This window comes from Nordella sp. HKS 07 (assembly GCF_011046735.1).
Lineage (GTDB): Bacteria > Pseudomonadota > Alphaproteobacteria > Rhizobiales > Aestuariivirgaceae > Taklimakanibacter.
In genome coordinates, this window is record NZ_CP049258.1 from 2,404,583 (window position 1) to 2,427,941 (window position 23,359).

Annotated in this window: 27 protein-coding genes and 1 tRNA gene; 16 read left to right on the forward strand and 12 right to left on the reverse strand. The window is 62.3% G+C overall.

Annotated features, from left to right (window positions below; all coding sequences use genetic code 11):
- Window positions 1–87: 87 nt before the first annotated feature.
- The 3 genes from G5V57_RS11255 to G5V57_RS11265 are packed head-to-tail and all read right to left on the reverse strand — an operon-like array spanning window position 88 to window position 4,603.
- Window positions 88–1,848, reverse strand: a complete 1,761-nt coding sequence (locus G5V57_RS11255) for a hydantoinase B/oxoprolinase family protein (RefSeq protein WP_165167583.1) — start codon at window positions 1,846–1,848, stop codon at window positions 88–90.
- 8 nt (window positions 1,849–1,856) lie between these two features.
- Window positions 1,857–3,938 carry a hydantoinase/oxoprolinase family protein gene (locus G5V57_RS11260; protein ID WP_246737593.1) on the reverse strand — a complete coding sequence of 694 codons (2,082 nt, stop codon included), beginning with the start codon at window positions 3,936–3,938 and terminating at the stop codon, window positions 1,857–1,859.
- 8 nt (window positions 3,939–3,946) lie between these two features.
- Window positions 3,947–4,603 carry an RraA family protein gene (locus tag G5V57_RS11265; protein WP_165167584.1) on the reverse strand — a complete coding sequence of 219 codons (657 nt, stop codon included), beginning with the start codon at window positions 4,601–4,603 and terminating at the stop codon, window positions 3,947–3,949.
- A gap of 238 nt (window positions 4,604–4,841) precedes the next feature.
- Here G5V57_RS11265 and G5V57_RS11270 point away from each other — a divergent pair, with 238 nt between their 5' ends.
- From G5V57_RS11270 to G5V57_RS11290, 5 genes are all read left to right on the forward strand, one after another.
- The gene (locus G5V57_RS11270) at window positions 4,842–5,993 is read left to right on the forward strand and encodes an ABC transporter ATP-binding protein (protein ID WP_165167585.1); all 1,152 of its coding nucleotides are present in this window, start codon (window positions 4,842–4,844) and stop codon (window positions 5,991–5,993) included.
- The gene (locus tag G5V57_RS11275) at window positions 5,986–6,675 is read left to right on the forward strand and encodes a hypothetical protein (RefSeq protein ID WP_165167586.1); all 690 of its coding nucleotides are present in this window, start codon (window positions 5,986–5,988) and stop codon (window positions 6,673–6,675) included. Before G5V57_RS11270 ends, G5V57_RS11275 begins: the two co-directional genes overlap by 8 nt.
- Complete coding sequence (locus G5V57_RS11280; protein WP_165167587.1) at window positions 6,676–7,173, forward strand: hypothetical protein; 498 nt, start codon at window positions 6,676–6,678, stop codon at window positions 7,171–7,173.
- 164 nt (window positions 7,174–7,337) lie between these two features.
- Window positions 7,338–8,234, forward strand: a complete 897-nt coding sequence (locus G5V57_RS11285) for an ABC transporter permease (protein ID WP_165167588.1) — start codon at window positions 7,338–7,340, stop codon at window positions 8,232–8,234.
- On the forward strand, window positions 8,231–9,046 hold the full coding sequence (locus G5V57_RS11290; protein WP_165167589.1) for an ABC transporter permease: 816 nt from the start codon (window positions 8,231–8,233) through the stop codon (window positions 9,044–9,046). The genes G5V57_RS11285 and G5V57_RS11290 overlap by 4 nt, the downstream gene beginning before the upstream one ends.
- Before the next feature lie 8 nt (window positions 9,047–9,054).
- Here the strand turns inward: G5V57_RS11290 and G5V57_RS11295 are convergent, their stop codons facing one another.
- Both G5V57_RS11295 and G5V57_RS11300 read right to left on the reverse strand, forming a co-directional pair.
- Entirely contained in the window at window positions 9,055–9,978 is a 924-nt protein-coding gene (locus tag G5V57_RS11295; RefSeq protein ID WP_165167590.1) for a dihydrodipicolinate synthase family protein, read from the reverse strand.
- Between the two features lie 80 nt (window positions 9,979–10,058).
- On the reverse strand, window positions 10,059–10,745 hold the full coding sequence (locus tag G5V57_RS11300; RefSeq protein WP_165167591.1) for an isoprenylcysteine carboxylmethyltransferase family protein: 687 nt from the start codon (window positions 10,743–10,745) through the stop codon (window positions 10,059–10,061).
- On the opposite strand from G5V57_RS11300, the gene G5V57_RS11305 reads away from it, so the two are divergent.
- The 4 genes from G5V57_RS11305 to G5V57_RS11320 all read left to right on the forward strand — a co-directional run bounded on the left by G5V57_RS11305 (window position 10,744) and on the right by G5V57_RS11320 (window position 13,245).
- The gene (locus G5V57_RS11305; RefSeq protein WP_165167592.1) at window positions 10,744–10,893 is read left to right on the forward strand and encodes a hypothetical protein; all 150 of its coding nucleotides are present in this window, start codon (window positions 10,744–10,746) and stop codon (window positions 10,891–10,893) included. The two genes, G5V57_RS11300 and G5V57_RS11305, sit on opposite strands and share 2 nt — an antisense overlap.
- 5 nt (window positions 10,894–10,898) lie before the next feature.
- Complete coding sequence (locus G5V57_RS11310) at window positions 10,899–11,393, forward strand: hypothetical protein (RefSeq protein WP_165167593.1); 495 nt, start codon at window positions 10,899–10,901, stop codon at window positions 11,391–11,393.
- A 623-nt stretch (window positions 11,394–12,016) separates the two neighbouring features.
- Window positions 12,017–12,325 carry a hypothetical protein gene (locus G5V57_RS11315; protein WP_165167594.1) on the forward strand — a complete coding sequence of 103 codons (309 nt, stop codon included), beginning with the start codon at window positions 12,017–12,019 and terminating at the stop codon, window positions 12,323–12,325.
- Window positions 12,326–12,426: 101 nt separating this feature from the next.
- A complete protein-coding gene (locus G5V57_RS11320) occupies window positions 12,427–13,245 on the forward strand; it encodes a nickel-binding protein (RefSeq protein ID WP_165167595.1) in 819 nt (272 codons plus the stop codon).
- A gap of 73 nt (window positions 13,246–13,318) precedes the next feature.
- Here G5V57_RS11320 and G5V57_RS11325 read toward each other — a convergent pair whose 3' ends face one another.
- Window positions 13,319–15,253, reverse strand: coding sequence for a BTAD domain-containing putative transcriptional regulator (locus G5V57_RS11325; protein ID WP_165167596.1), 1,935 nt, complete (start codon window positions 15,251–15,253; stop codon window positions 13,319–13,321).
- A 127-nt stretch (window positions 15,254–15,380) separates the two neighbouring features.
- On the opposite strand from G5V57_RS11325, the gene G5V57_RS11330 reads away from it, so the two are divergent.
- A complete protein-coding gene (locus G5V57_RS11330) occupies window positions 15,381–15,659 on the forward strand; it encodes a DUF1127 domain-containing protein (protein WP_165167597.1) in 279 nt (92 codons plus the stop codon).
- A gap of 6 nt (window positions 15,660–15,665) precedes the next feature.
- On the opposite strand, the gene G5V57_RS11335 is transcribed toward G5V57_RS11330, so the two are convergent.
- From G5V57_RS11335 to G5V57_RS11345, 3 genes are all read right to left on the reverse strand, one after another.
- Window positions 15,666–16,745, reverse strand: a complete 1,080-nt coding sequence (locus tag G5V57_RS11335; protein WP_165167598.1) for a class I SAM-dependent methyltransferase — start codon at window positions 16,743–16,745, stop codon at window positions 15,666–15,668.
- A gap of 346 nt (window positions 16,746–17,091) precedes the next feature.
- Window positions 17,092–17,177: transfer RNA gene (locus G5V57_RS11340), tRNA-Leu, on the reverse strand.
- 40 nt (window positions 17,178–17,217) lie between these two features.
- Window positions 17,218–18,003, reverse strand: a complete 786-nt coding sequence (locus G5V57_RS11345) for a helix-turn-helix domain-containing protein (protein WP_165174030.1) — start codon at window positions 18,001–18,003, stop codon at window positions 17,218–17,220.
- 104 nt (window positions 18,004–18,107) lie between these two features.
- Between G5V57_RS11345 and G5V57_RS11350 the strand changes: the two genes are divergently transcribed.
- From G5V57_RS11350 to G5V57_RS11370, 5 genes are all read left to right on the forward strand, one after another.
- Window positions 18,108–18,500, forward strand: coding sequence for a hypothetical protein (locus G5V57_RS11350; protein ID WP_165167599.1), 393 nt, complete (start codon window positions 18,108–18,110; stop codon window positions 18,498–18,500).
- A 102-nt stretch (window positions 18,501–18,602) separates the two neighbouring features.
- Window positions 18,603–19,022 carry an alternative ribosome rescue aminoacyl-tRNA hydrolase ArfB gene (gene arfB / locus G5V57_RS11355; RefSeq protein WP_165167600.1) on the forward strand — a complete coding sequence of 140 codons (420 nt, stop codon included), beginning with the start codon at window positions 18,603–18,605 and terminating at the stop codon, window positions 19,020–19,022.
- 47 nt (window positions 19,023–19,069) lie between these two features.
- Window positions 19,070–19,642, forward strand: a complete 573-nt coding sequence (locus G5V57_RS11360; protein WP_165167601.1) for a hypothetical protein — start codon at window positions 19,070–19,072, stop codon at window positions 19,640–19,642.
- A 46-nt stretch (window positions 19,643–19,688) separates the two neighbouring features.
- Window positions 19,689–20,297 carry a YqaA family protein gene (locus G5V57_RS11365; RefSeq protein ID WP_165167602.1) on the forward strand — a complete coding sequence of 203 codons (609 nt, stop codon included), beginning with the start codon at window positions 19,689–19,691 and terminating at the stop codon, window positions 20,295–20,297.
- 30 nt (window positions 20,298–20,327) lie between these two features.
- Window positions 20,328–20,789, forward strand: a complete 462-nt coding sequence (locus G5V57_RS11370; RefSeq protein WP_165167603.1) for a disulfide bond formation protein B — start codon at window positions 20,328–20,330, stop codon at window positions 20,787–20,789.
- Between the two features lie 206 nt (window positions 20,790–20,995).
- On the opposite strand, the gene G5V57_RS11375 is transcribed toward G5V57_RS11370, so the two are convergent.
- Together G5V57_RS11375 and G5V57_RS11380 are read right to left on the reverse strand one after the other, a co-directional pair.
- Window positions 20,996–21,580, reverse strand: coding sequence for an HNH endonuclease (locus G5V57_RS11375; protein WP_165167604.1), 585 nt, complete (start codon window positions 21,578–21,580; stop codon window positions 20,996–20,998).
- 50 nt (window positions 21,581–21,630) lie between these two features.
- Entirely contained in the window at window positions 21,631–22,275 is a 645-nt protein-coding gene (locus G5V57_RS11380) for a DNA-3-methyladenine glycosylase (RefSeq protein ID WP_165167606.1), read from the reverse strand.
- A 38-nt stretch (window positions 22,276–22,313) separates the two neighbouring features.
- Here G5V57_RS11380 and gluQRS point away from each other — a divergent pair, with 38 nt between their 5' ends.
- Window positions 22,314–23,162: a tRNA glutamyl-Q(34) synthetase GluQRS gene (gluQRS, locus tag G5V57_RS11385; RefSeq protein ID WP_165167607.1), complete on the forward strand. Its 849-nt coding sequence runs from the start codon at window positions 22,314–22,316 to the stop codon at window positions 23,160–23,162.
- On the opposite strand, the gene G5V57_RS11390 is transcribed toward gluQRS, so the two are convergent.
- Window positions 23,159–23,347: a DUF1674 domain-containing protein gene (locus G5V57_RS11390; protein ID WP_206530247.1), complete on the reverse strand. Its 189-nt coding sequence runs from the start codon at window positions 23,345–23,347 to the stop codon at window positions 23,159–23,161. The genes gluQRS and G5V57_RS11390 overlap by 4 nt on opposite strands.
- Window positions 23,348–23,359: the final 12 nt, after the last annotated feature.

Sequence of the window (23,359 nt, forward strand, 5' to 3'; positions counted from 1 at the left end):
TGCAGCAATCTCACTGTATCCTGTTGGATGCTTCGAGGCGCCCTCGGCTCAAGGGCCGAGGGCGCACCTCAGCATGAGGACACTGCGTCATCCCTTCCGTAAATTCGCGGTGCGTGCCGCATCGAGCTCGAGCGCATCGGTAACGGCGACACGATAGACGCTTTCGGCCCTGGCGCGACTGACCCAGCCTTCGCGCACATCGCGCAGCACCAGCGCCGGGTCGCGCGCTTCGGGCGGCCCGTAACCGCCACCACCGCAGCTGATCGACACCATCGCCTCATCCGGCTGGACCAGCACCTCGGCGCAGCCCGGTGTCGGCTCGAGCGCGCCGCCGGCGCGCCGCACATATTGCGCGGAGGGCGCCCCCGAGAGACCGCCACGCACACCCCGCGCCGGATTGACATTGCCGTCGCTGACATAGGCAACCGTCATGGCGCAGCCGACAGGTGAGAATTCCGAATAGGCGCTCACCGCGCCGCGGAACCTGCCCGCCCCTTCGGTATCCGCCATCAGCCGCCTGGCCTTCACGAAGATCGGATGCCTGAGCTCGTCGATCTCGATCGAATCCTGGTAGCACATGCCGGCATTGCCCGTATGCATGATGGTGAGCCAGCCATCGGTCGAGGGCGCGCCGGCGCCGCCGGTGCAGCCGAGATAGACTTCATTGACGAAGGGCTGGCCGTCATGGACTCCGGAGACGACACCTGAAGAAGCTGGAATGCAGGCGCCCGATTCGGCCATGCCGAGACCGTCGCCGAGCTCCGCGATGGCGCATTGCACCGGATTGGAGACCCGGTCGGCGAGATTGGTGGTGGCCACCGAGCAGGAGGTCGGGTGCTTCGGTAGACCGACGGCGCTGTTCTCCTTCAGCAGCACCGAGATGCGGCGGAAGCTGCCTTCGTTCTTCGGCACCGTATGGTCGATGGAATTGAAGATGCCGACCATCGGCGCCGAGCGCGCGCAGGCTTCCGAGAGATTGAGGCCATTCTCCAGGCAGCCGATATTGTCGCGTACATCGACCTCGATGCGCTCGGCCTCAGGGTCGATGTCGACGGTGACGGTGACCTCGACGCCATCCGGAGGCGTAGCCGGGAAGGGATCGTGCCGGCTCTTGCGCGTGATGCGGCCCTTGGGCATGCCGCGTATCGCGGCGCGCATGCGCTCCTCGCTGTAGTCGAACCAGGCGCTGGCATAGTCCTCGAGCGCCTGCCAGCCGACTTCGCGGCCTAAGGCCAGGATCTCGCGCTCGCCGACGCGCGCCGCGCCCAAGGTGGCGAGATAGTCGCCCCACCATTGCTCGGGCACCCGGATGCGCAACTGGCACATGCGCACGAGGTCCATCTGATGCTGATAGTCGCTCTGGATCTTGACCGCCGGAAAGATCAGGGCGCCCTCGGCATAGACGTCCTTGGCCGCTCCCATATAGGTGCTCGGCAGCGAATTGCCGCAATCGGCCTGATGTCCCTTGGCGAGGACGGTGAAGCGATGGATGCCGTCGTCGTCGATCACCGGCACCAGGATGCTGTGATCGGCCGGATGGGTGCAGCCATGATAGGGTGAATTGTGCAGGTAGGCATCGCCGCGGCGGAGCTGCGGATGATTGTCGGTCATCGTCTTGCACATGACCTCCGGCCCGCGCAGCACATGGATGGGCAGGCTGTCGGAGGCGGTCAGCAGTTCATGCCGGGCGGTGAGAATCACGCAGGAGAAGTCCCGCGCGATGGTGAGGATGCCCGAGCGCCCGGTGCGGTGCAGCGTATTGGCCATTTTGCGCGCCACGCCCTCGAAGCGGGCGGTGAGCACGGCGAGCTGGACGCGGTTCATGGCGTTCGATGGATTGTCGCGCATGCGTCTCCCTAAGCTCCGATATCGATGACGAGCGTGCCGGACCGATCGCGCGCTACGCGGGCGCCCGGGTCGATTACGATCGAAGTGAAGCCGGATTCGAGAATGGCCGGCCCCTCGACCACGGCATCGCCGGCAAGCGCGTCGATGCTGGCGACCTTGGCCTTCACCCAGCCGCTATCCTTGAAATAGACCTGACGATCCTGGCCGATCGCGCCGTCCTGCTGGTGCCGCATGCGGCCCGGCGCCGTGGCCCCGAGGCGGCAATGCACCGCCGCCGCCCAGCCGATCGTCTCGATCGAGGAGGCCTCGTCGCTCACCGCGAATATGTCCTGATGCGTCTTGTGGAAATCGGCGACGAGCCGGGTGACATCGGCGTTCTCCTGGAAGCGGCTCACGCACAACGGCACTTCGATTTCCCATGCCTGGTCGGGATAACGGGCTTCCGTCGACCAGTCGATGCCGACAAAGATCGCATCGGGCCCGATCTGCCGGCGGAACGCTTCGCAATGCGCCTCGAGATCGGCGAGCACCTTGTTCACCGCGGCGAAATCGAAATCCTTGCTCGTGGCATACAGCATCGCCTGGTGATAGGCGACGAGATCCGACACCAGCGCGCCCGCCGCGGCGAGCGCGGCACCCGTCTCGGGCACCAGCACCGTGCGGCAGCCGAGCCGGCGTCCGATCGCGACGCAATTCAACCCCGCAGCACCACCGCCGGCGACGAAGGCCGCTTCGCGCGGATCGATGCCCTGATTGACCGTGATGTCGAGTATGGCCTGCACCATGTGCTCGGTGGCAAGCTCGATGATCGCATCAGCGGCCGCCTCGACGCTCTGGCCGAGAGGCGAAGCGACATCGCGCTGGATCGCCGCCTCGGCCGCCTCGCGGTCGAGCTTCATCCTGCCGCCGAGAAAATGCAGGGGATCGATGATGCCCAGCGCCACCGAGGCGTCGGTCACCGTCGGGCGCGTGCCGCCGCGGCCATAAGCGGCGGGCCCGGGCACAGCGCCTGCGCTGATCGGCCCGACATGCAGAAGGCCGCCGTCATCGACCCAGGCGATCGAGCCGCCGCCGGCGCCGATGCTCTTGGTGTCGACCGACGGCATGCCGGTGAGATGGCTGGAGAAGGGCTTGCCGAGCCAGGTCTCGCGCGTGCGCGGGATGCGCCCGTTGCGCACCAGCGACACATCGAAGGTCGTGCCGCCGGTGTCGCCGACGATCAGCGTGTCCGTGTCGCCGCCGCTGCAATAGGCCCTGGCGCCGACCGGCGCCATGCTCGGGCCGGAATTGATGAGATGCACCGGCTGCTCGGCCACTTCGGCGGCGTCCATCACGCCACCTTGCGAGGACACCACCAGGAGCCTTCCGGCAAAGCCGACATCGCTGAGGCGCCGGTCGAGGCCACGCATATAGCTGCCCATGATCGGCTTCAGCGCGGCATCGATGGCGGTCGACATGGCGCGTCGATATTCGCGGATGGAGGGATTGATCCGGTGCGACAGCGTGAAGGGCATGCCGGGCAGATGTTTCTCGATCAGCCGGCCGACCGCGAGCTCGTGCTCAGGGTTGACGATCGACCACAGGAGGCAGACGGCGATCGCCTCGACGCCTTTGCCGGGGAGCTCCTTCAACAGGGCGGCGAGCTTCGCCGCGTTGAGAGGCGTGCGCACCTCCCCCGAGGCCATGATGCGTTCCTCGATCTCGAAGGTGAGTGCCTTAGGGATGAAGGGTTCGGGGTAAGGGATAGTGAAATTGAACGCATCCTGGCGCCCGCCCTCGCGGAAGACCAAAGTGTCGGGATGGCCCTCGGTGGTGAGGAAGGCGGTGCGCGCGGTGCGTCCGGTGACGATGGCGTTGATCGCATGCGTGGTGCCATGCACCAGCACCTCACCCTGCGCCAGATAATCGGCGAGCTTCTCGCCCTTGGCGGCGGCGGCAACCTTCAGCACATCGATGACGCCGGCCACCGGATCGGCGGGTGTCGTCGGAGCCTTATGCATGGTGAGGCTGCCATCCGCTTCGCCGACAATGAGATCGGTGAAAGTGCCGCCGGTATCGATGGCGAAGCGCAAGCTGGCGGGAGCCGTCATGGCCGACCTCAGAGTACGCCGTATTTTTCGTAGACTTCGGCAAGGAGACGCCCGGCGCGCAGTTCGTCGCGCGTGCGATTCTCGCGCGTGACCTTGTCGAGCGCTTTGGTGAAGACTTCGTCGGCCACGCCTTGTGGGATGATGACGACACCGTCGATATCACCGAATACCCAGTCGCCGGCGGTGACCCGGACGCCGGCGCAATCGATCGGGCGATCCATCTCGATCATCCGGCAGCGGCCGCGGCTGTCGAGCGGGCCGATGCCGCCATGGAAGACGGGAAATTTCATCGCCTTGATGTGGCGCACGTCGCGCACCAGCCCGTCGGTGACGCAGGCCACGGCGCCGCGCGCGGTGGCCGCTGTCGACAGGAGCTCGCCCCATGGCGCGATGCGGTCGGTCGGCCCGCCGCAGGCGACGACCGCCACATCGCCGGGCTTGAGATCGTCGACCAGGCGAATTTCCAGCTCATAGGGATTTTCGCCCTCGAGAACCGAATAGGTGTTGGTGAAAAGCGCGGTGCGGGCGCGGCCGACGAAGATCAGCGTGTCGTCGACGGGCCGCACGAAGGGACGCATCGCCTGCGTGGTCAGTCCCATCTCGTCCATCACGTCGGAAAGGACGGCCGTATAGAGATGCTCGCGGAGCGTGGCGGTGGCATGCATGAGGTGATCTCGCGATTTAAGGTATAAAACGTTAAAGCTAAAATCACGAACTCGTCAAGGGCGCCATCTTGGAAGGTATTGCGTTGGCGCTCTCGAATGGCAACAAGACACCATATTTTTCGGCAATACGCAGCGCTTGACATTTTTTCTGAAGCGCGGTCTATTTTATCTGTAACGATAAAGTAGGCTTGCCGGGTCGAGAGCGGCGATCCGAACTTCGTCCAAGCAGAGCGGGACAATGTCTGAACTGGCGACTAGCGGACCTGGGACAGCCTCCGACCCCATCCTGACTCTGGCCAATGTGCGGCAGAGCTATTCCGGCGTGCTCGCCTTGCGGGGCATTTCCCTCGACGTCGCCAAAGGCGAGTTCCTGACCTTGCTGGGCCCGTCGGGGTCCGGCAAATCCACGCTGCTGCGCGTCATTGCCGGGCTGGAGGAACCTGATTCCGCCGATGCGATGCGCCTGAACGGCCGCTCGATCGCGGGCGTGCCGCCCGAGGCGCGCAATGTCTCGACGGTCTTCCAGCATTACGCGCTGTTTCCGCATATGAGCGTCGGCGAGAATGTCGAATACAGCCTGCGCATCCGCAAGGTGACGCCAGAGGAGCGCCGCCGCCGCGCCGAAGCAGCCTTGGCCTTGGTACGCCTGCCCGACAAATATGATCGCCGCATCCATCAATTGAGCGGTGGCGAAAGACAACGCGTGGCGCTGGCGCGTTCACTGGTCATGGGCCCCGACATCCTGCTTCTCGACGAGCCATTGGGCGCCCTCGACGAGCGCCTGCGCCTCGACATGCAGCTCGAGCTCATCGAGCTGCGCCGCAAGACCGGCGCCACCTTCATCCTGGTTACCCACAGCCAGGAGGAAGCCATCACCATGAGCGACCGCATCGTGCTGATGCGCGCCGGCACGATCGAGCAGATGGGAAGCCCGCGCGACCTGTTCGCCAGTCCCGCCAGCGAATTCGCCGCGCGCTTCATGGGATTCGAGAATGTCCTGCGCGGCCGTATTGTTCGCGTGTCGGCCCGGGACGCCGAAATCGACATCGCCGGCGCGACGGTCCGCGGCCGTGTCGTCGCCAGGGACTTGCGTCCCGGCGATACCGCCTTCGCCGCCATTCGGGCCGAACATATCCACATCGCGAAGGCCGCCGACCGCACCAATCATCTGCGCGGCAGGGCCGGCGCTCCCGTCTACAAGGGCCGTTTCACCGACGTGCCGTTCAAGAGTCCGGTCGGGGAGATGATGGTCCGTCTCGACGGCGCCGAGGATGTGCTGCCGCCAGCTGCCGATTTGAGTTTCGCACCCGAGAACTGCGTGATCGGCAGCATCGGGCCCGAAAGCGCAGGCCAACAAGAAACATCATCGAAAGGGAAGAAACATGACTGAACGCAGGAAGGGCCGGCCATTGAACCGGCGCGCGGTGCTCAAGACCCTTGCCGCCGGCGTCGGCGCGCTCGCCGCGCCTTCGCTCATCCACCACAGCATCAGGCGCGCGCGTGCCGCACCTGGCACCATCCGCATGATGGGCGGACCGACGGTGGCGCTCAAGGATTGGAGCCAGTTCGAGAAGGACACCGGCCTCAAGATGGAGTTCACCTCCTTCAATGTCGACGATGTGGGCGCCCTCTATAACGAGATCCTCGCTAATGACGCGGGCGAGCGCTTCGATCTCATCAACACGCTGGCGGGCGTCCAGAAGCCGATGGTCAAGCAGGGCCAGGTGGCGCAGCTCGACACGTCGCGCCTCAAGAATTATGCCGGCATCGCCGACAGCGTGAAGCGCAGCCCGGTGCTTTATGCCGGCGACGACAAGGACTGGGCCGCGCCGCTCTACTACAATGCCGACAGCTTCGGTTATTATCCCGAGAAGCTCGGCCTCATCCGCCCGCCGGAAGCGCTCAACTGGGACATCCTGCTCAACAACGAGAAGACGCTCGGCAAGGCGTCGATCGACGGCGACAATATCGCGCTGATGATCGGCGGCATGTATCTGAAGGACCGCAAGCTCGCCGAGATCGCCGATCCCGCCAATATGACGGCCAGCGAAGTGAAGACCGCCGCCGACTAAATGATCGAGCGCAAGAAGGCCGGGCAGTTCCGCAATCTGTGGAAGACCTATGACGAGCAGATCGCCAATTTCGTCAATGGCGAGGTGCTGGTGCAGCGTTGTTGGGAGCCGGCGGTGAAGGATGTCAAGGGCCGCGGCCACGACGTCGAATACGCGACCTGCAGCGATTTCCACATCAACTGGATGCATGCGACCTCGATCCCCGTGCAGGCGGCCGAGCGCGAGAATATCGAGGAGATCTATCGCGCCCTAGACTGGTTTCTCGGCGGCTCCTATGCCGCCGAACTCGCGGTCCTGCGCGGCTATACCGGATCGCGCATGGATCTGGGCCTCGAATACGCCAAAGCGGCCGGCTGGCCCGCGGACAAGGTCGCCGCAGTCGAAGCCAATATCGTCAAGGTCAAGACCAAGTTCCTCAACCCGAACTACTGGATCGGCGGCGCACCCGACGATCTGGCGGCACATGACGCCGAAATGGCGCGTTTCCGCAACGCGTGATATCAGCGCGTGATCAGAAAAAGTGGCTACCGGTTTTCCTCTGATCACGCGCCAAATTAGAAACTTGATCACGTTCATCCGTTCGGGTCGGTCCGACCCTGAACGGATCGTGATCGGCGCGGGGCTGGTCTCCGGCTCCGCCCGCATTCCTTAAGGAAGCGATCATGTCCGCCATGCGCAAAGGCCAGGCTGGCACCGGCGTCGAGCAGGCGGCGATCGGCACCCTCACCGTGCTGTGGGTCCTGGGCGTCCTCCTGCCCATTCTGTCGCTCCTGGTGATCTCCTTCATCCAAGGCAAGGGGCTGGGCTTCGTCTGGGCCTTATCCACCAAGGCCTATGCCGACATCCTGGTCGACTTCCGCATCGAGATCGTGCTGCGGACCTTGCGCATCGTGGTGGTCGTGACCCTCATCGAATTGCTGCTCGCCTTTCCCTTTGCGCTGTGGCTCGCCAAGGGGATGAAGCCGGGCTGGCTCAAATCCACCCTTCTCATTTTGCTCGTCGTCCCGTTCTTTCTGAGCCCCGCCGCGCGTACCATCGTCTGGCGCTCGATCCTTGGCAGCGAAGGGCTCGTCAACATCTTCCTTGCCCAGACGGGCATTTCGCCCGACCCCGTGGGCTGGCTGCTGTTCTCCGAATTCTCGGTGCATCTGGGCCTGATCGGTCCCTATTTTCCGTCCATGGTCTGGCCGCTCTTCATATCCTTCTCTCTGATCGACGATGAGCTGATCAAGGCGAGCCGCGATCTCGGCGCCGATGCCTTCACGACGTTACGCCATGTCGTCGTGCCGCTGGCATCGCCCGGCATCGCCGCCGGCCTCGTCTTCACCGCCATTCCGATGCTCGGCGACAATGTCGCCTCGACGCTTCTGGGTGGCGGCAATGTGGCGCTCATCGCCGAAACCTTCGACGACCTGATCCGCGCGATGAACTATCCGGGTGCGGCCGCGCTGGCGTCGCTTCTCGTCCTCGCCATGCTGCTGGCTTTCCTTATCGCGCGCCTGGTACTGGCGCGCCGGCAGGCGGCGGAAGGCGGGATATTTGCGGGGATGCAGTCGTGAGCGGACGGAACAGCCTGCCGCCGGCCGGTCTCTTCACCCGCAACGGGGTGAGGTTCGCGGTCGCCTGCGGCGTCTTCGCCATGGTCCTGCTTTATCTGCCGATCCTCGGTCTTGTCCTTTTGTCCTTCAGCGCGCAGCCCTTGACCGGCATCCCCTGGCCGCTGACGATTGAATGGTATGCCTCGCTTTTCGAGGGTGAAAACTCCAGATGGACGCGGCCGCTCGCCACCAGCGTCGGCATCGGCCTTCTCGTCTCGTTCAACGCCACTGCCGCGGCGCTGCTGATCGGCCGCGCCGTCCCGCTGGCGCACCGCCGCGGCGGTCTGCTCGCCACCTATCTGTCGGTGATCGTGATGCCGGGCATTCTCGTCGGTATTGCCATTCTCATTTTCTATCGCGGTCTCATCGGCATCCGCACCGGCTTCTGGTCGGTCTTCCTCGCCCATTTCATCTGGGCCCTGCCATTCGCGCTGCTCTGCATCCTGATCGTCGTCGTCCGCTTCGACCACAGACTGCTCGATGCGGCGCGCGACCTCGGCGCCCCGCGCTGGCGCCGCTTCCTCGACATCGAGCTGCCCTTGCTGATGCCCGGCATCTCGGCGTCGCTGTTCTTCAGCTTTCTCTTATCCTTCAACGAATTGCCGCGCACCCTCTATGCGCGCGGCGGCATCATGACCTTGCCCTATTATTTGTGGACGGCATCGGCCTCGCACAGCACGCAGGTCTCGCTCATCTATGCGCTGAGCGCCGTCATCACCGTCGCGAGCTTCCTCCTGACGCTCGCCGCGATGCGGCTCCTGTCGAGGGATTAAGCTCAGGTCTAGCTCAGCGCCTTGTCGAGATTGGGCGTCTTGAGGCTCAACGCGCTGAGCTTGGTCTTCAGGGCTTCCCAGGCCTCGTCTGGGAAATCGGTAAGCGGCGGCCGCATCGTCTTGAAGCCGGGCGCTTTGCCATATTCGGCGATCGTGCGCTTGAGCGCTGAGATCATCGCGATGCCGTCATAGGCGGCGCGCGTCGCGTTGAGTGCGTCCTGCTTGGCTTGCGCGTCGGCATTGGCGCGCGTCTCATAGAGATTGACGATGGCGCCGGGATGGACATTGGCCATCGCCGAGATGCAACCGGCTCCGTCATGCCGCATCGTTTCGAGCAGGAAGCGCTCCGAGCCGCAGAAGACGCGGAAGTCCGGGAAGGCATCGAGCATCGCCTTGGTGTTGGCGAAGTCGCCGCCCGAATCCTTGATCCCGACAACGGTATCCGGATACTGCTTGATCAGCCTTTCGATCAGCTTCAGGCTGATCGCGATCCCCGAAACCTGCGGGATGTGATAGAGGCAGATTTTCAGATTTGCGTCGCCGACGCGCTCGATCGTCTCGGCATAAAAGGCGAACAATCCGTCATCTGACACGTCCTTGTAATAGAAGGGCGGCAACATCAAAGTGGCGGCGGTCTTGGCCTTGGCCCCCGCCTGGCACAGCGCCACAGCATCGGGCAGCGCGCAGGCGCCGGTGCCCGGCATCATCTTCTCGACCGGCAGTTCGTTGTCGATGAGCAGCGAGAAAAGCTCGAGCTTTTCCCCTACTGTGAGGGAATTGGCTTCGGAGTTGGTACCGAAGACCGCAAGCCCCGCGCCTTGCGACAGCACCCACCCGCAATATTTGGCGAAAAGCGGCGCATCGGGCTTCAACGTCCTGTCGAAGGGGGTGAGCACGGGCGCGAAAACGCCGGCGAGTGTTTCGTTGACCATGAAGTACTCCCTTCAGCGGCAGGCGGATGTCCACTGTTTAGTGCCCGCCTTTTCGCCGCTAGTCAAAGCTTCGTTCGTTGCTACCAGAGACCGGGCACCAGGCGGTGACGGACGCGCCGGCAATAATCGGCATAGCCGGCAAGATGCGCCACGAGGTGGCGTTCCTCATCGATCAGGCGCGCAACAAGACCGGCCAGCAAGAGCGGCAGGACCACAAGTCCCCACCATGAGCCGAGCGCCAACGGGATACCGGCGCAGAGAATGAGAGCGCCCGCATACATCGGGTGACGAATCCAGGCATAGGGGCCGGTCGAGACGATGCGCTGGCCCTCGGCGACTGTGACCGTGGCGGCGGCGAAGGAATTCTCCCTGAGCGTGACGGCGATAATGAGAAAGCCCAGGATGACGAGCCCATGGCCGATCATGATGCCGGCAAGCGGCATTGACGACCATCTCGAGCCGGCGTCGAGTGCCGACACGACGAAAAGTGTGACGATCGCGACGCTGTTGAAGACCTGGATGCGTTTTTGTGAGGGGAGGTGCTCGGCCTTTGCGCCAACTTCCATCCGCCGCTCCGCCAGCGCCGGATCGCGCTTCAGGAAATAGAGGGTCAGTCCGAAGCACCATATGCAGACATGCAGCCACAAGAGCCAACCTTGCCAATAGCCGAGCGACCAGGCCGGCAGCAGAATGAGGACGGCCAACGCCACGGCGAATTTAAGGTTCGCCCGCAAGGCGCGAGAGCGCAGGGGCTGAGGCGTCGTCATGTTTGATATCCTCCTGGTGACGCGCAAGCCGTCCTGGTTCTCACGTCGGCAATATTATTATAGTATTTCCGGCTCACGGGCACTTGAGGGCCCACGTCTGGGCGGCATCGCCGCAAGCCGCGCGCGCAAGTGTCTGGAATTGCGGTAAGCCAGATGATGAATCCGGATTCGTTCAAGCGGTTGCTGTCCGTCGCTATTCTCGGCTTTCTTCCAGGCCAGCTGGATGCAAAGGCGCAGGATAACCAGATTGGACAGAACGTGCGCACCTTCTGCTCGCAGTACGACTTGGGCCAGTATCATTTCTGGGAATGCGATTCCACCATCACCTATGCCGAACCTGCAAACGCCCGGATATTCTACTGCAAAGGCGTCCATCTCGTCGTTACGCGCGCAGGCAAGGTCCACGACATATCGGCGAAGGCGCAGTGCGCTCTCTTATTTGACACGCATCCAGACAGCCGCGGCTTCACGCTGTTGGACATGACCGAGGACGGGTTGCCGGTACTTCCGCGTTCCAGAATGGACCTGTATCCGGACGGTGTGGCCTGGGTCGCCGCCCGCAATCTGCGTGAAATTCAATACTGCTCCCAGTTCATTGCCGGCGAGGCCGGCATTCAGAACCGATGTGTCGCGGCGACGTTCAAATGACCCCCGCTTTTTGTCTTGCTCGATGTTTTATCATCGGTCTCTCGATCGCGACGAGCACCGCAGGCGTCGCGCCAGGCGCTCAACTGGCCACAGGCATATCAACGATCTGCTCGCAGTCTCATCAGGGGACCCTTTTGTACTCCGAATGCTATTCAACGATCGCCTATATGGACCCGAGCACCTCGGAGGTTTTTTACTGCAGTGGAGACCATCGGGTCGCCACACGCGGCACCGTCGTCCAGCAAATTTCACTCAGTGCGACATGCACCTTGACCTTTCGGCCCTTCAATACTGCGGGCGAATATGTTCTTCTGGATGTAACGAAAGAACGGCTGCCCAGGACGACAGCCTCTGAGTCAAATCTGTTTCCGGAAGGGATCGCATGGATAATAGGCAATACGAAGCGCGAACTTCAGTATTGCTCTAGTTTCCCAGCGGGGCTTGCTGGAACTCAAAGCCGCTGCGTGGCCGCCAATTTCAAATAACGACTTGTATCCAGTCGTCGCAAGGGGCAGTCGCGGCGGCGCCGTGACGCGGCGAGCTTTGTGGGAAATATCACAGACGGTTCATTGGCCGAATAATAGAATGCTCGTGCTTCTCTACGGATAGTGGAGGCAAAGCCCATGAAAATTCGTATCACGATAATGGCATTCCTGTTCGCGGGAATAGCCGGTAGCTTCGTCGCAAGTCCAGCTGACGCCCAACGATACGTGATCGTGAATGGCCAGTTCTTGAACTCGGCACAAATTCAGCGACTGGAACAGCTGGGTTGCGTTTCCATACCGGATGGAAACTATTGGCTCCGAAGTGACGGCTGGTGGGGTTATGCCGGGGATCCGACCCCACAGGGCCAGCTTGGCGACTATTGCCGCAAGCCCAGCCTGTCGGAGCGCGGTCTGCTGTACCGTCCCGGTGAGATACTTGGCGAGTAATAACGAAGCTGTCTGGAGCTCATGGTTCACGGGGCGGGTTGGCAGAGCTGAGCAAGGGACTGGGAGGCCAAATGCAGCACTAAGCGATGTTGGAGTAGACTATGCCTATTTATATGGACCGGCACGATATAGCCGGAGGAACTGCGGAAGACGTGGCAGAGGCGCACCGCAAGGACCTGGAGCTTCAAGATAAGTACGGCGTGAAGTTCCTCACCTATTGGTTCGATGAGAGAAATGGCACGACCTTCTGTCTTGTTGACGCGCCAAGCGCGGATGCGGTGCAATGTGTGCACCGCGATGCCCACGGGCATATTCCCGGTGAGATCCTCGAGGTCTCGATTTCCGCAATCGAGGCTTTTCTCGGCCGCATTCACGACCCCGAGCTGACCACTAGTCATTCATCGGCGTTGTCGGAGGCGGCGCATAGAGCCATCATGTTCACCGACATCGTTGGTTCTACGAGCATAACCCAGCGTCTCGGCGACCTGATGACAACCGAACTGGTCAGGGCACATGACGCGATTGTTCGCCGATGCCTGAAGCGGTTTGGCGGACAGGAGGTGAAGCACACCGGAGACGGCATCATGGCTTCATTTCCTCTATCGAAGGCCGCCGTTGATTCCGCGATGCTGATCCAGCGGGAGTTCAACCGGTACAACGCCGGCAATCCCGAGCCCATACATGTCCGTATCGGGCTGGATTGCGGCGAACCCGTCGAAGACAGCAACGACTTGTTCGGTCGTTCGGTTCAGCTTGCCGCGCGTTTGTGCTCGCGGGCAAAAGGCGATCAGATCCTGGCCTCGGAGAACATTTACCGGAAGGACGGGCGTCGGGACATTTTCAGCAACCGCGTCGCGCGGCGCCTCAAGGGCTTTCCGGGCGCGGTCCCCAGCTTTGAATGCCTATGGTCGAAAGCATGAGATTGAGGAATACCGAGATCCGACGGCTGCACCCAATCACCTTGTCCGGATAACTACTGTGACGACGCCACGTTCACTCCGGAAACCCCGCTATGCGCAGGCCCTCCTTCAACCGGTCAAAGTCTTCGCTGCGCTTCATGGGGTAACAGCGACGATGCAAATTACTTAGCCGTAGATTGGGCTCCAGTTCATGCAGTCGCTCGGCGGCAGATTCAGCCTTCTCCTGCTCGCCAAGATAAGCGCTGCATGCGGCGATCAAGGTGAGTGTGCTAAATCGGTGAGCCTGCAGGCGAGAAGCTTTTTCCGCCTGGGCAAGCGCCTCGGAATAGCGCCCGGCCAAGAAATGGGCCGTGCCTATGGAGATTTCCATGCTGTAGCTGTGGGGATCCTGAGGACTAAGGTCGAGAGCCCTTGAACATCGCTCAATGGCTAGGTCCGGCTCGCCACTGACCGCCTTTACGAAGCCGCTGAAGAACCATCCCCACGCATAATTCGGATTGAGCCGGAGTGCGCGTTCTGTGAGCGCATCGGCATCAGCGAAACGTCCAGCCAGAAATGCAAGCGCGAAGCCGGCGGTGCCGAGCGCAACAGCGTCCTCGCGGCCGAATTCGGCCGCCCTCTCGGAAAGATATACCGCTTCATTTTCCTCTTGTGTCTGATCTTCCATCCAGTTCAAGGCTTTGCGTTGTGCGATTGAGCGGGCGGCGAGACCATAGGCGGCAGCAAATTTCGGATCGAGCGCGATAGCTCGTTTGAAGTAATGGAGAGCATCTTTGCTGCCCTGGCGGCTCCATGAGTTCAAGCCGGCAAGTCCACGCAGGTAGCAGTCATACGCGTCCAGGCTGCTGGTGGGTTTGTGCTTGGATCGTGCAATCTCCGCCTCTTCGAGCCGAGGCGACATGGCTGCCACCGTATGACTTGTGATCTGGTCTTGCAGATCGAACAGGTCCTGGAGCTCGCCCTCAAAGCGGTCAGCCCAGATGGTGGCACCGGTTTCCGCGTCAATGAGCTGCCCCGCGATGCGGACACGCGCCCCGGACTTGCGCAAACTCCCTTCCAGAATGTAACGAACCCCCAATTCACGACCAACTTGGCGCACATCCACCGCGCGACCTTTGTACGTGAAGCTCGAATTGCGCGCGATGACGAACAACCAGTGAAGGCGTGACAAGGCAGTGATTATCTCCTCGACGACGCCGTCTGCGAAATACTCCTGCTCGGGTTCATTGCTGAGATTGGCAAATGGCAGGACGGCGATGGAGGGTTTCTTGCTTTGCGAAACTATGGGCGCATCAAGGGATCCGTAATTGCGCAATTGATCGACAAGCTGGACCGTTTCTGCCTCGGGCAGAGTACCCAATTCCAGCTTCAAACGCTGCGTCAGTTCCAGGTATCGCCGCACCGCCTCGCTGCGTCTACCAAGCGCTGCCAGCGCTTGCATGGCCAGCCGGTGGGCGTCCTCACGGAAATAGTCGCGAGAAATGCAGGCCTCCGCGTGGCGTAACCCCTCATCGGCCCGGCTCAGTCCAAGCTCACTCCTGGCCAGACGCACAAGCGTATCGGCCAGGAGTTTCTGAAAACGCCGACGCATGCCGAGCAGCCACTCTTCGAAAACAGGCTCCCGGATGTCGGTGCTTGCTAGGAATTCCAGTCCAAGTTGCTTGGTCGCTGATTCAAGCCCTTCCGGCGTATCAGAGCGGATCAGGCCTTCGACGTCGCGAGCGTCGCTGCCGATCATCGTTGGATTCAGCTGTACAGTCTCGTCGCTGGAGACCAGCACTTCCTTCCCGATCACTTTGCGCAGCCTTGCCAGAGCCTGACGAACATTCTGGCGCGCCTGTTCGTCGAAATGATTCCCCCATAACAGAGTTGCAAGCTGATCGCGCGGTACCGGCTTTTCAGCCATAGCCAGGTAGGCCAGCATGGCGCTGAGTTTATGGCTGGACAGGGCAATCGGCGGGTCCGCTCCCACGATTTCAAATTGCCCGAACAGTTTGAGCCGCAACATCTTGTGACTCCTGATGCTCCCTTATAGCGTGTTATCACGCTCTTTTCACAGCCTTTTGCCGGGCAGCCCCACACCGTTTTTACGGCGGTGAGGTCAATTGTTCGTCTCGTGACAAGGAGAGACTGCAATGACCGACATTGCTGTCCAAAGCCTCGACAAGCGACGCCATGCCAAGGCTGTGGCGACTACACCGGGTCAGCTGGGATTCTTCAAACGCGTCATCAGCAACTGGCTGTCCCAGGGAGCGATAGGCCGACTGGCCCGGCTTGATGATCGGGTGCTCCAGGATGTGGGCTTGACCCGCGACGAAGTCGAATGGGCGTGTCGCCTCCCTATTACAAAAAATGCAGAGAAAGCTCTCATGGAACGCGTAGCCAGCGGAGAAAATGTGGCCACTTCGACGTAGCCCCGGCTAGAGACGCGTCATGAGGGCGGCAACACAGATGTTGCGGAACGGATAGTTTTCGGGATTCTCACGTATTAGGCGCTCTGAAGTTGAGAATAGATCTGACACAAGCGAATCAATGTCGGTGCGGTCCCGAAGAGTCATTCTGAAAACGGGCTCGGTAAAGGCGCGGAAAAAGCTGGTAAAGGCCAGTGCGAACGCGGCCGTGTCTCCGTTGGTCCGATAGTGTTCTACAAATGGAACCGTTGCATCATAGGTCTCTGCCCGCTCAAGTCTATAGAGCGAGGCAAGTTCGGCATCGGGCCTTGATACTGGCTCGACAAGTTCCGCAAGCGTTCGGAAATAGATCGGTTGATAGTACCGAGCGTACTCTTCCCTCGATATCCGTCCGGCGTCGCACAATTCAAGAACCGCATCATTCAATGCGTCATAGATCCCATCGCCAGTGCATTCGTTCCCGTCTGCGCCGAAAACCTGGACAAGAAGCTTGCCGCCGCTCACAAGTTCGGCGGCTCTTGCCTTTAGGAAGGCGGTCATATCGTTCCCCGCCTGATGGGCGAATGCGGCACGCTCCTCCTTGCTGACGATGCCAATGTTGCGGATCGCACTTGGCCCGTTTGGAAGAATGTATCCGGGAAGGTGGTCAAGCGGCCGCCGGCTGAGATATCCGATCGCATTGAAGCTCATCGCTACGCTGGCGGTTGCCCCCGGAATCAGCTGGTCGTACATTGAGCCGGCGACCGCGCTGGCATAAGTGTGTTCAGACGCAAAAACCGATTTTCCGTCCGCTTGCAATCTCTTGAAGAGCTCGGAGAAGTCATTGGTCGGAAGGTCACTATGGATGGTCAACAGCGGTTGATGTGTTCGCCGCCGTAACACGGGCAGGAGGCGTTGCATGACAGCAACGGAATTCTTGCCTTCTGAGCATCCGAAGTCTGTCAGTGAAATGGCATTTGGCGCAACTGGCAGCTCCATCGACTCCAGGGCGATTTCAAGCCAGGGCAGGACGTGTTCAATCGCTGCCCATTGTGGTGCTGAATGGCGATTGTAAAACCCCTGACCAACCATCCCAGTAGTGACTTGCATCCTGCTGGATCCCACCGGTGAACCTTCATGAAATCGAAAGTTTAAGGAGATCGTAAGGGCGATCCATGATCACTACAATATCGCCGAAAGTAAGCGCGTTTAGGCACCATCAATATGCACACAGCTGCCCTCCCGAGCCAAGCGTGCCAGAGGCCCGGTTACATGCGGCCCGACGCCGGGCGCAACCATCCCGCCCCCCTTAAGCCGCCGACGCCGCCCGACCCTGGCACGCCGCGCGCATGATGCCTGCCTCAGCTGCAGCCCCATTTTGAGGACACAGTGCGGACGCGGCCGATGAGCCCATCGCCGCCTGGCTTGTCGTTCGGATTTAGGCAGTTGATTTTATTGGTGCCCCTGGAGGGACTCGAACCCCCACGCCCTTGCGAGCAACAGATTTTGAGTCTGCCGCGTCTACCATTCCGCCACAGAGGCCAAACCAGGGGCAGGATGTAGAGGGAGGCCGGGCCTTCCGTCAACCTGAAAGCTGGCGCAGCGCCTCGGCCGTCTGAGGATCGGCCGGAAAGAAGCTTTCCAGCGCCAGCTCCGACAAGGTGACATCGACGGGCGTCCCGAAAACCGTGGTGGTCGAGAAGAACGACAGAACGCCCTCTGGCATTTTGAGCCGGAAGGGCACCGCCACTCCGCCATAATCGGGATGCGGCGTCCGGCTGGCGGGATGCGGATAGGCCCTGAGCTCGTCCAGGAGGGCATCCAGGGTGGCATCGCCGGTCACGTCGATCTGCCGGCGCAGCCGGTCGAGCAGATGCGCCCGCCATTCGCTCAGATTCTCGATCCGGGGCGCCAGGCCCTCCGGGTGAAGGCTGAGGCGCAAAACATTGATGGGCTCGGCAAGGAGGTGGGGGGCCGCTCCCGCCATGAGCTTCGTCACCGTGCCGTTGGCGGCGACAAGTGTCCAATGCCGGTCAACCGCCAGTGCCGGATAGGGTTCGTGCCCTTTGAGGATCAGACCGATGGCGTCCTGGGCCGCGCTCAGTGAGGGATCGTCGAGCTTGCGTTCGGGGTAGGCCGGCGCATAACCCGCCGCCAGCAGCAGCTGATTGCGTTCGCGCAGCGGCAGGTCGATCACGTCGGCCAATCGCAGTACCATGCCGCGCGAGGGGACCGAGCGGCCGGTCTCGATGAAGCTCAGATGGCGGGTGGAGATCTCGGCTTCCGAGGCGAGATCGAGCTGGCTGACGCGGCGCCGGCGGCGCCAGTCGCGCAGATGGTCGCCGAAGGTCTTGGGGACATCGTTCATGGCGCCACGATAGCCGAGGGCCCGCGTCGGCTCCATGACCTCCAAGGTAATCGACTTGCTTCCTGGCGCTCCGCATCATCGCACCAGCAACAAAGGAGCCTGTCATGCTGACCCGCCACCCCGATTTCCTCCGTTACGTCCTCTTCGCCGATGCCGTCGCATCGGGCGCCACCGGGGCCCTGATGATCGCCGGCGCCGGCTTTCTGTCCGGACTACTCGCCATACCGGGAGAGCTTCTCTTCGAGGCCGGACTCCTGCTCGTGCCCTATGTCCTCTTCGTCCTCTGGACCGCGACCCGCCGCACCATCCCGGTGGCGCCGGTCTGGCTGATCATCGCCGGCAACGCGCTCTGGACGCTCGGGTCAATTGTCGTGCTTCTGGGCTGGCTGGCACCCAATGCGCTGGGCCATGGCTTCGTCATCTTCCAGGCCGCCGCCGTCGGTCTATTCGGCCTTCTGCAATTTGTCGGCCTCGGCCATAGGGCCGTCGCCGCGTAATCGGGTCCGGATGCGCCGGACGTCCCAATTTCTTGGGACGTCCGGCGGATCCTTTTCGGCGAAGTGATTCCACTTCGCGGGGAGGCGCGCTAGATTGCCGGCATGATCCGCATCACCGGCACAATATCCATCCCGGAAGACTCGCTCAGCGAGCGCTTCATCCGCGCCTCGGGCCCGGGCGGGCAGAATGTCAACAAGGTCGCGACGGCGGTAGAGTTGCGCTTCGATCTTGCCCGCGCCGCTCTGCCCATCGACATGATTCAGCGCCTGCAGCTTCTCGCCGGGCGCCAGCTGACCCTCGAGGGTGTGCTGGTCATCGCCTCCGATACGCATCGCTCGCAGGAGCGCAACCGCGCCGAAGCCAGGAGCCGGCTCCTGGCGCTTCTGCGCCGCGCCGCGATACGGCCGAAAAAGCGCATCGCCACCAAGCCGACCAAGGCCTCCAAGCAGCGTCGGCTTGACGCCAAGTCGCGCAATTCCAAGGTCAAGTCGTTGCGCCGTGTGCGCCCCGGGCACGATTGACCGTTCCAGCACCACCAAATCCGGAAACTTCAGGAGGTCGACCGACCGTGCATGTGACGATGAGCCCCGACGAATGGAGCCTGTTCACCGGTTTTGTCCGCTGCGCCCGCCGCTATGTCGAATTCGGCTCAGGCGCCAGCACCGTGCTGGCGGCGTCGCTGGCGGGCGAGCAGGTGATGAGCCTGGATTCGTCGAAGGCCTGGCTCGATCGCGTCGCCTCGGAATGCCGGGCCCGCAAGACGCGGCTCTTCCCCAATCTCACCTTCGTCGATATCGGCGACACGGGGGAGTGGGGCTTTCCTGCCAACGAAACGGCGCGTGAGCGCTGGCCGTCCTATCATGCCAGCATATGGGGCGACCCCGCCGCGGCCCAGGGAGACCTCTATCTCATCGACGGGCGCTTCCGCGTGGCCTGCCTCGTCCAGGTGCTGCTCCATGCCGGTGATCAGGCCTTTGTCGCCTTTCACGATTATGCCTCGCGGCTGCATTATCACGATGCGGCCCTCATCGCCCGCGAGATCGTACGCGTTAACGATCTCTCCATCTTCGTGCGTCGTCCCGATTTCGATGCGCGCGCGGCCGCTCGTCTGCTCGCCGACTACGCCTACGACCCGCGTTGAGGCAGACCCTCGACGGAACCCTTCTCTCCAGCTAGACAACTTCGCCATGCTTCGTTCCCTTTATGACTGGACTCTTTCACTGGCCGCCCGCAAGACGGCGGAGGTCTGGCTCGCCGTCATCGCCTTCATCGAAAGCTCGGTCTTCCTCATACCGGCCGATGTCCTCTTTTTGCCCATGGCGCTGGCGCGGCCGGAACGCGCCTATCGCTATGCCATCGTCGCCACCATCGCCTCGACCTTGGGCGGCATCGCCGGCTATTTCCTCGGCCTCTTCGCCTATGACACGCTGGCGCGGCCCGTGCTCGAATTCTACGGCAAGTTCGACGAATTCGAGCAATTGCGCCAATGCACCGGTGAAGACACGATCATGCTGCTGCTGGTGACATCGGGCCTCGCCCATCTGCCCCCGATCAAGGTGGTCACGATCCTGGCGGGCGTCGTCCAGGTCTCCTTCACCTTCTTCGTCTTGTCCTGCATCATCGCCCGCGGCGCCCGCTTCATGGCATTGGCCTGGGCCATGCGGCGCTATGGCTGGTCGATCCGTCATTTCATCGAAAAGCGGCTGGGCCTCCTCGCCGGCCTTGCCGCCGCCATACTCATTGCGCTTTACTTCGCCGCCAAGTATCTCGGCGGCGGCACGATCGCCGCGTGCTGAGCATCGGCCCGAGCAGTTGCAGAAGGACAAATGATCACCCAACGCAATGCCCTGATGTTCATCTTCATCGTCAGCCTGCTGACGATCATCGGCGCTTTCCTGTTCCAGTGGGCGGGCTATGAGCCCTGCCCCCTCTGCTACATGCAGCGCTGGGCTTACTACGCCGCCATTCCCCTGAGCCTGATCGTCGCCGGCGTCGCCCGCAGCAATGCCGGCATCGCCCGCTGGGGATTGCTCCTGCTGGCGCTCATCTTCATCGCCAACAGCGTCTTCGGCATCTATCACGCCGGCGCCGAATGGAAGTTCTGGCCGGGTCCGACGACCTGCGGCGGCAGCGTGGGAGAGGGCCTGCCCAGCCTCACCAACGAGCCGGTGGTGAGCTGCGAGGAGGCAGCGATCCGCATTTTCGGTCTCTCGCTCGCCGGCTGGAATGCGGTGATCTGCGCCGTGCTCGCGGTCGTCGCGCTAAAGGGCGCGTCACGCAAGATCTAGCTAGCCGTATCGGACCGAAAAGCTTGTGGTCGGGCTTGACCCGACCAAGCGAAGCGGTTTTCGGATAGTCCGATGCGCAAATCATCGTGGCATTGCCTGTGCCGATACCGCAACAGTCATGACACGGCGGCCGATTGATATGGCCTTCCCTGTCGTCTCGCGTTCTTGGATGAAATATCGAGGTCTGCCGCTGCGCCGATGAGCGATCAGGGCTCCAGCTCGGTGTCCCAGTAGAGATAGTCCTGCCAGCTGTCATGCAGGAAGTTCGGCGGGAACATGCGGCCATTGGAATGGAGTTGGCTGATGGTCGGCCGGACCGGCTTGTGTTCGGGCCACATGCGCGCCTCTTTGGGCATCTGGCCGCCTTTGAGCAGATTACAGGGTGAGCATGCCGTCACCACATTGTCCCACGTCGTCTGACCGCCTTTCGACCGTGGGATGACGTGGTCGAAGGTGAGGTCCCTCCGATCGCCGCAATATTGGCAGGTGAAGCGGTCGCGCAGAAAAAGGTTGAACCGGGTGAAGGCCGGGTTGCGCGCCGGCTTCACATAGGTCTTGAGCGACACGACCGAGGGGATGCGCATTTCGAAAGCTGGGCTGCGCACCACACGATCATATTCGGAAACGATATTCACACGATCGAGAAAGACCGCTTTTATGGCGTCCTGCCAGCTCCACAGCGAAAGCGGGTAATAACTCAGAGGCCGAAAATCCGCATTGAGGACCAATGCAGGGCATGCCTCCGGAGATATGGTTGGATGGTGAACTCCGGCACCTTCCTCCTCTAACATAACGGCTATATTCTACATCTTGTGTGTCAGGCCTGTGAAGCGCTTTTTAATCACACTACAGCCTGTGGCAGGCCCTTGAGGCTGCGATAATGCGCCCAGAGTAATCTTGCCGCTACGGAACGCCATGGCCGCCAGTCTTCGGCAAGGCGCGTCATGGCGCGGGCATCGGGCCGCTTGTCCAGCCCGAACAGATGCGCGGCGGCGGCCTGCAGCGCCAGGTCGCCGGTCGGCCAGGCATCCGCCCGCCCAAGACAGGAGAGTACATAGATGTCGGCTGTCCATGGCCCTATGCCGGGCAGCGCCACCAGTGCGGCGATAATCTCCTCGTCCGGCCTAAGATGCAGGCTTTCGACGGTGAACTCGCCCTTATGCGCGGCCCGCGCCAAGGCGTGGAAGGTGCGGCTCTTAGCGCCGGACAGGCCGAGCCTCATCAAGGTAGCGTGTCGCCGCCTCAGGATGGCCGGCGGGTCGAGCGGCGCCAGGTCGCGGGCGAGGCGCTGCCAGATCGCCTCGGCCGCCTGGAGCGAGATCATCTGCTCGGTGATGATGCGCAGAAGCCCCGGCAGCCCGCCTTCGGCGCGCCGCAGCGGCGGCAGGCCGCTCACCTCGATGACGGCGCCGAAGCGCGGCTCGCGGGCGCGCAGCCACGCGACGCCTTCGGCGATATCGGCTTCCGTCTCGATGGTCTTGAACATGGCGCGTGTTATAGGCCATCTCACCGTCGAGAACAGTCATGAGCCGTCCCACTTTCCGATTCGCGCCGAGCCCCAATGGCCGCCTGCATCTGGGCCACGCTTTTTCGGCGCTCCTCAATGAGAGGATGGCGCGTGAGGCGGGCGGGCGTTTCCTTTTGCGCATCGAGGATATCGACCAGCCGCGCTGCACCGACGAGCTCACCCAGGCCATGCTCGCCGATCTCGCCTGGCTCGGCCTCGCCTGGGAAGAGCCGGTGCTGCGCCAGAGCGCCCATCTTGCCCGTTATCATGCCGCCCAGCAGCGCCTGCGCGATGCGGGACTGCTCTATCCCTGTTTCTGCTCGCGCCGCGATATCGCGCTGAAGGCTGCGGCGCATGAGACGCGTGATCCCGAGGGGCAGCCGGTCTATCCGGGCACTTGCCGGCAGCTGAGCCAGGATGAACGCGAGGCGCGCCTGGCGCGTGCTCTGCCCCATGCCTGGCGGATCGTCATGGACGACGCCGTGGCGCGCATAGGCGAACCCCTGTCCTTCAGCGAGGAAAGCTCAGGCGAGGTTGTTCATGAGCGCGCCTGCCCTGAAGCCTGGGGCGATGTCGTGCTGGCGCGCAAGGATATCGGCACGAGCTATCACATCGCCGTCGTCGTCGACGATGCGCGTCAGGCGATCACCCATGTGGTGCGCGGCCGCGATCTCTTTCAGGCCACATCGATCCATCTCGTGCTGCAGCAGCTGCTGGCGCTTCCGACGCTGCGTTATTTTCACCATGGGCTGATCGACGATGCGCGGGGCCGCAAATTGTCGAAGAGTCTCGGCAGCAGATCTCTCCGCGATCTGCGCGCCGAAGGTGTCACGCCGCAGGATGTGCGCCGCGCGTTGGGATTCTAGAAATCGCTGGCGATGCCCTTCACTTCCCAGTCGCCGAAGCGGGTGGGTTCCGGGCCGTCGCGGCCATTGACCTCCGTGGGAAGTCGAGGCGCCTGCGCCGCTTTGCGCCGGGCTTCGGCTTCGGCCAGCGCGCGCCGGGCGGCGTCCGAAACCGCCTTTTCGGTCTTGTCCTGGACCTTTGTCATAACCATCATATA

Coding starts and splice junctions, on each gene's coding strand:
- G5V57_RS11255 (WP_165167583.1), bottom strand. CDS start 1,848: ATGCGCGACAATCCATCGAACGCCATGAACCGCGTCCAGCTCGCCGTG.
- G5V57_RS11260 (WP_246737593.1), bottom strand. CDS start 3,938: ATGACGGCTCCCGCCAGCTTGCGCTTCGCCATCGATACCGGCGGCACT.
- G5V57_RS11265 (WP_165167584.1), bottom strand. CDS start 4,603: ATGCATGCCACCGCCACGCTCCGCGAGCATCTCTATACGGCCGTCCTT.
- G5V57_RS11270 (WP_165167585.1), top strand. CDS start 4,842: ATGTCTGAACTGGCGACTAGCGGACCTGGGACAGCCTCCGACCCCATC.
- G5V57_RS11275 (WP_165167586.1), top strand. CDS start 5,986: ATGACTGAACGCAGGAAGGGCCGGCCATTGAACCGGCGCGCGGTGCTC.
- G5V57_RS11280 (WP_165167587.1), top strand. CDS start 6,676: ATGATCGAGCGCAAGAAGGCCGGGCAGTTCCGCAATCTGTGGAAGACC.
- G5V57_RS11285 (WP_165167588.1), top strand. CDS start 7,338: ATGTCCGCCATGCGCAAAGGCCAGGCTGGCACCGGCGTCGAGCAGGCG.
- G5V57_RS11295 (WP_165167590.1), bottom strand. CDS start 9,978: ATGGTCAACGAAACACTCGCCGGCGTTTTCGCGCCCGTGCTCACCCCC.
- G5V57_RS11305 (WP_165167592.1), top strand. CDS start 10,744: ATGTTTGATATCCTCCTGGTGACGCGCAAGCCGTCCTGGTTCTCACGT.
- G5V57_RS11300 (WP_165167591.1), bottom strand. CDS start 10,745: ATGACGACGCCTCAGCCCCTGCGCTCTCGCGCCTTGCGGGCGAACCTT.
- G5V57_RS11310 (WP_165167593.1), top strand. CDS start 10,899: ATGATGAATCCGGATTCGTTCAAGCGGTTGCTGTCCGTCGCTATTCTC.
- G5V57_RS11315 (WP_165167594.1), top strand. CDS start 12,017: ATGAAAATTCGTATCACGATAATGGCATTCCTGTTCGCGGGAATAGCC.
- G5V57_RS11320 (WP_165167595.1), top strand. CDS start 12,427: ATGCCTATTTATATGGACCGGCACGATATAGCCGGAGGAACTGCGGAA.
- G5V57_RS11325 (WP_165167596.1), bottom strand. CDS start 15,253: ATGTTGCGGCTCAAACTGTTCGGGCAATTTGAAATCGTGGGAGCGGAC.
- G5V57_RS11330 (WP_165167597.1), top strand. CDS start 15,381: ATGACCGACATTGCTGTCCAAAGCCTCGACAAGCGACGCCATGCCAAG.
- G5V57_RS11335 (WP_165167598.1), bottom strand. CDS start 16,745: ATGCAAGTCACTACTGGGATGGTTGGTCAGGGGTTTTACAATCGCCAT.
- G5V57_RS11345 (WP_165174030.1), bottom strand. CDS start 18,003: ATGAACGATGTCCCCAAGACCTTCGGCGACCATCTGCGCGACTGGCGC.
- G5V57_RS11350 (WP_165167599.1), top strand. CDS start 18,108: ATGCTGACCCGCCACCCCGATTTCCTCCGTTACGTCCTCTTCGCCGAT.
- arfB (WP_165167600.1), top strand. CDS start 18,603: ATGATCCGCATCACCGGCACAATATCCATCCCGGAAGACTCGCTCAGC.
- G5V57_RS11365 (WP_165167602.1), top strand. CDS start 19,689: ATGCTTCGTTCCCTTTATGACTGGACTCTTTCACTGGCCGCCCGCAAG.
- G5V57_RS11370 (WP_165167603.1), top strand. CDS start 20,328: ATGATCACCCAACGCAATGCCCTGATGTTCATCTTCATCGTCAGCCTG.
- G5V57_RS11375 (WP_165167604.1), bottom strand. CDS start 21,580: ATGTTAGAGGAGGAAGGTGCCGGAGTTCACCATCCAACCATATCTCCG.
- G5V57_RS11380 (WP_165167606.1), bottom strand. CDS start 22,275: ATGTTCAAGACCATCGAGACGGAAGCCGATATCGCCGAAGGCGTCGCG.
- gluQRS (WP_165167607.1), top strand. CDS start 22,314: ATGAGCCGTCCCACTTTCCGATTCGCGCCGAGCCCCAATGGCCGCCTG.
- G5V57_RS11390 (WP_206530247.1), bottom strand. CDS start 23,347: ATGACAAAGGTCCAGGACAAGACCGAAAAGGCGGTTTCGGACGCCGCC.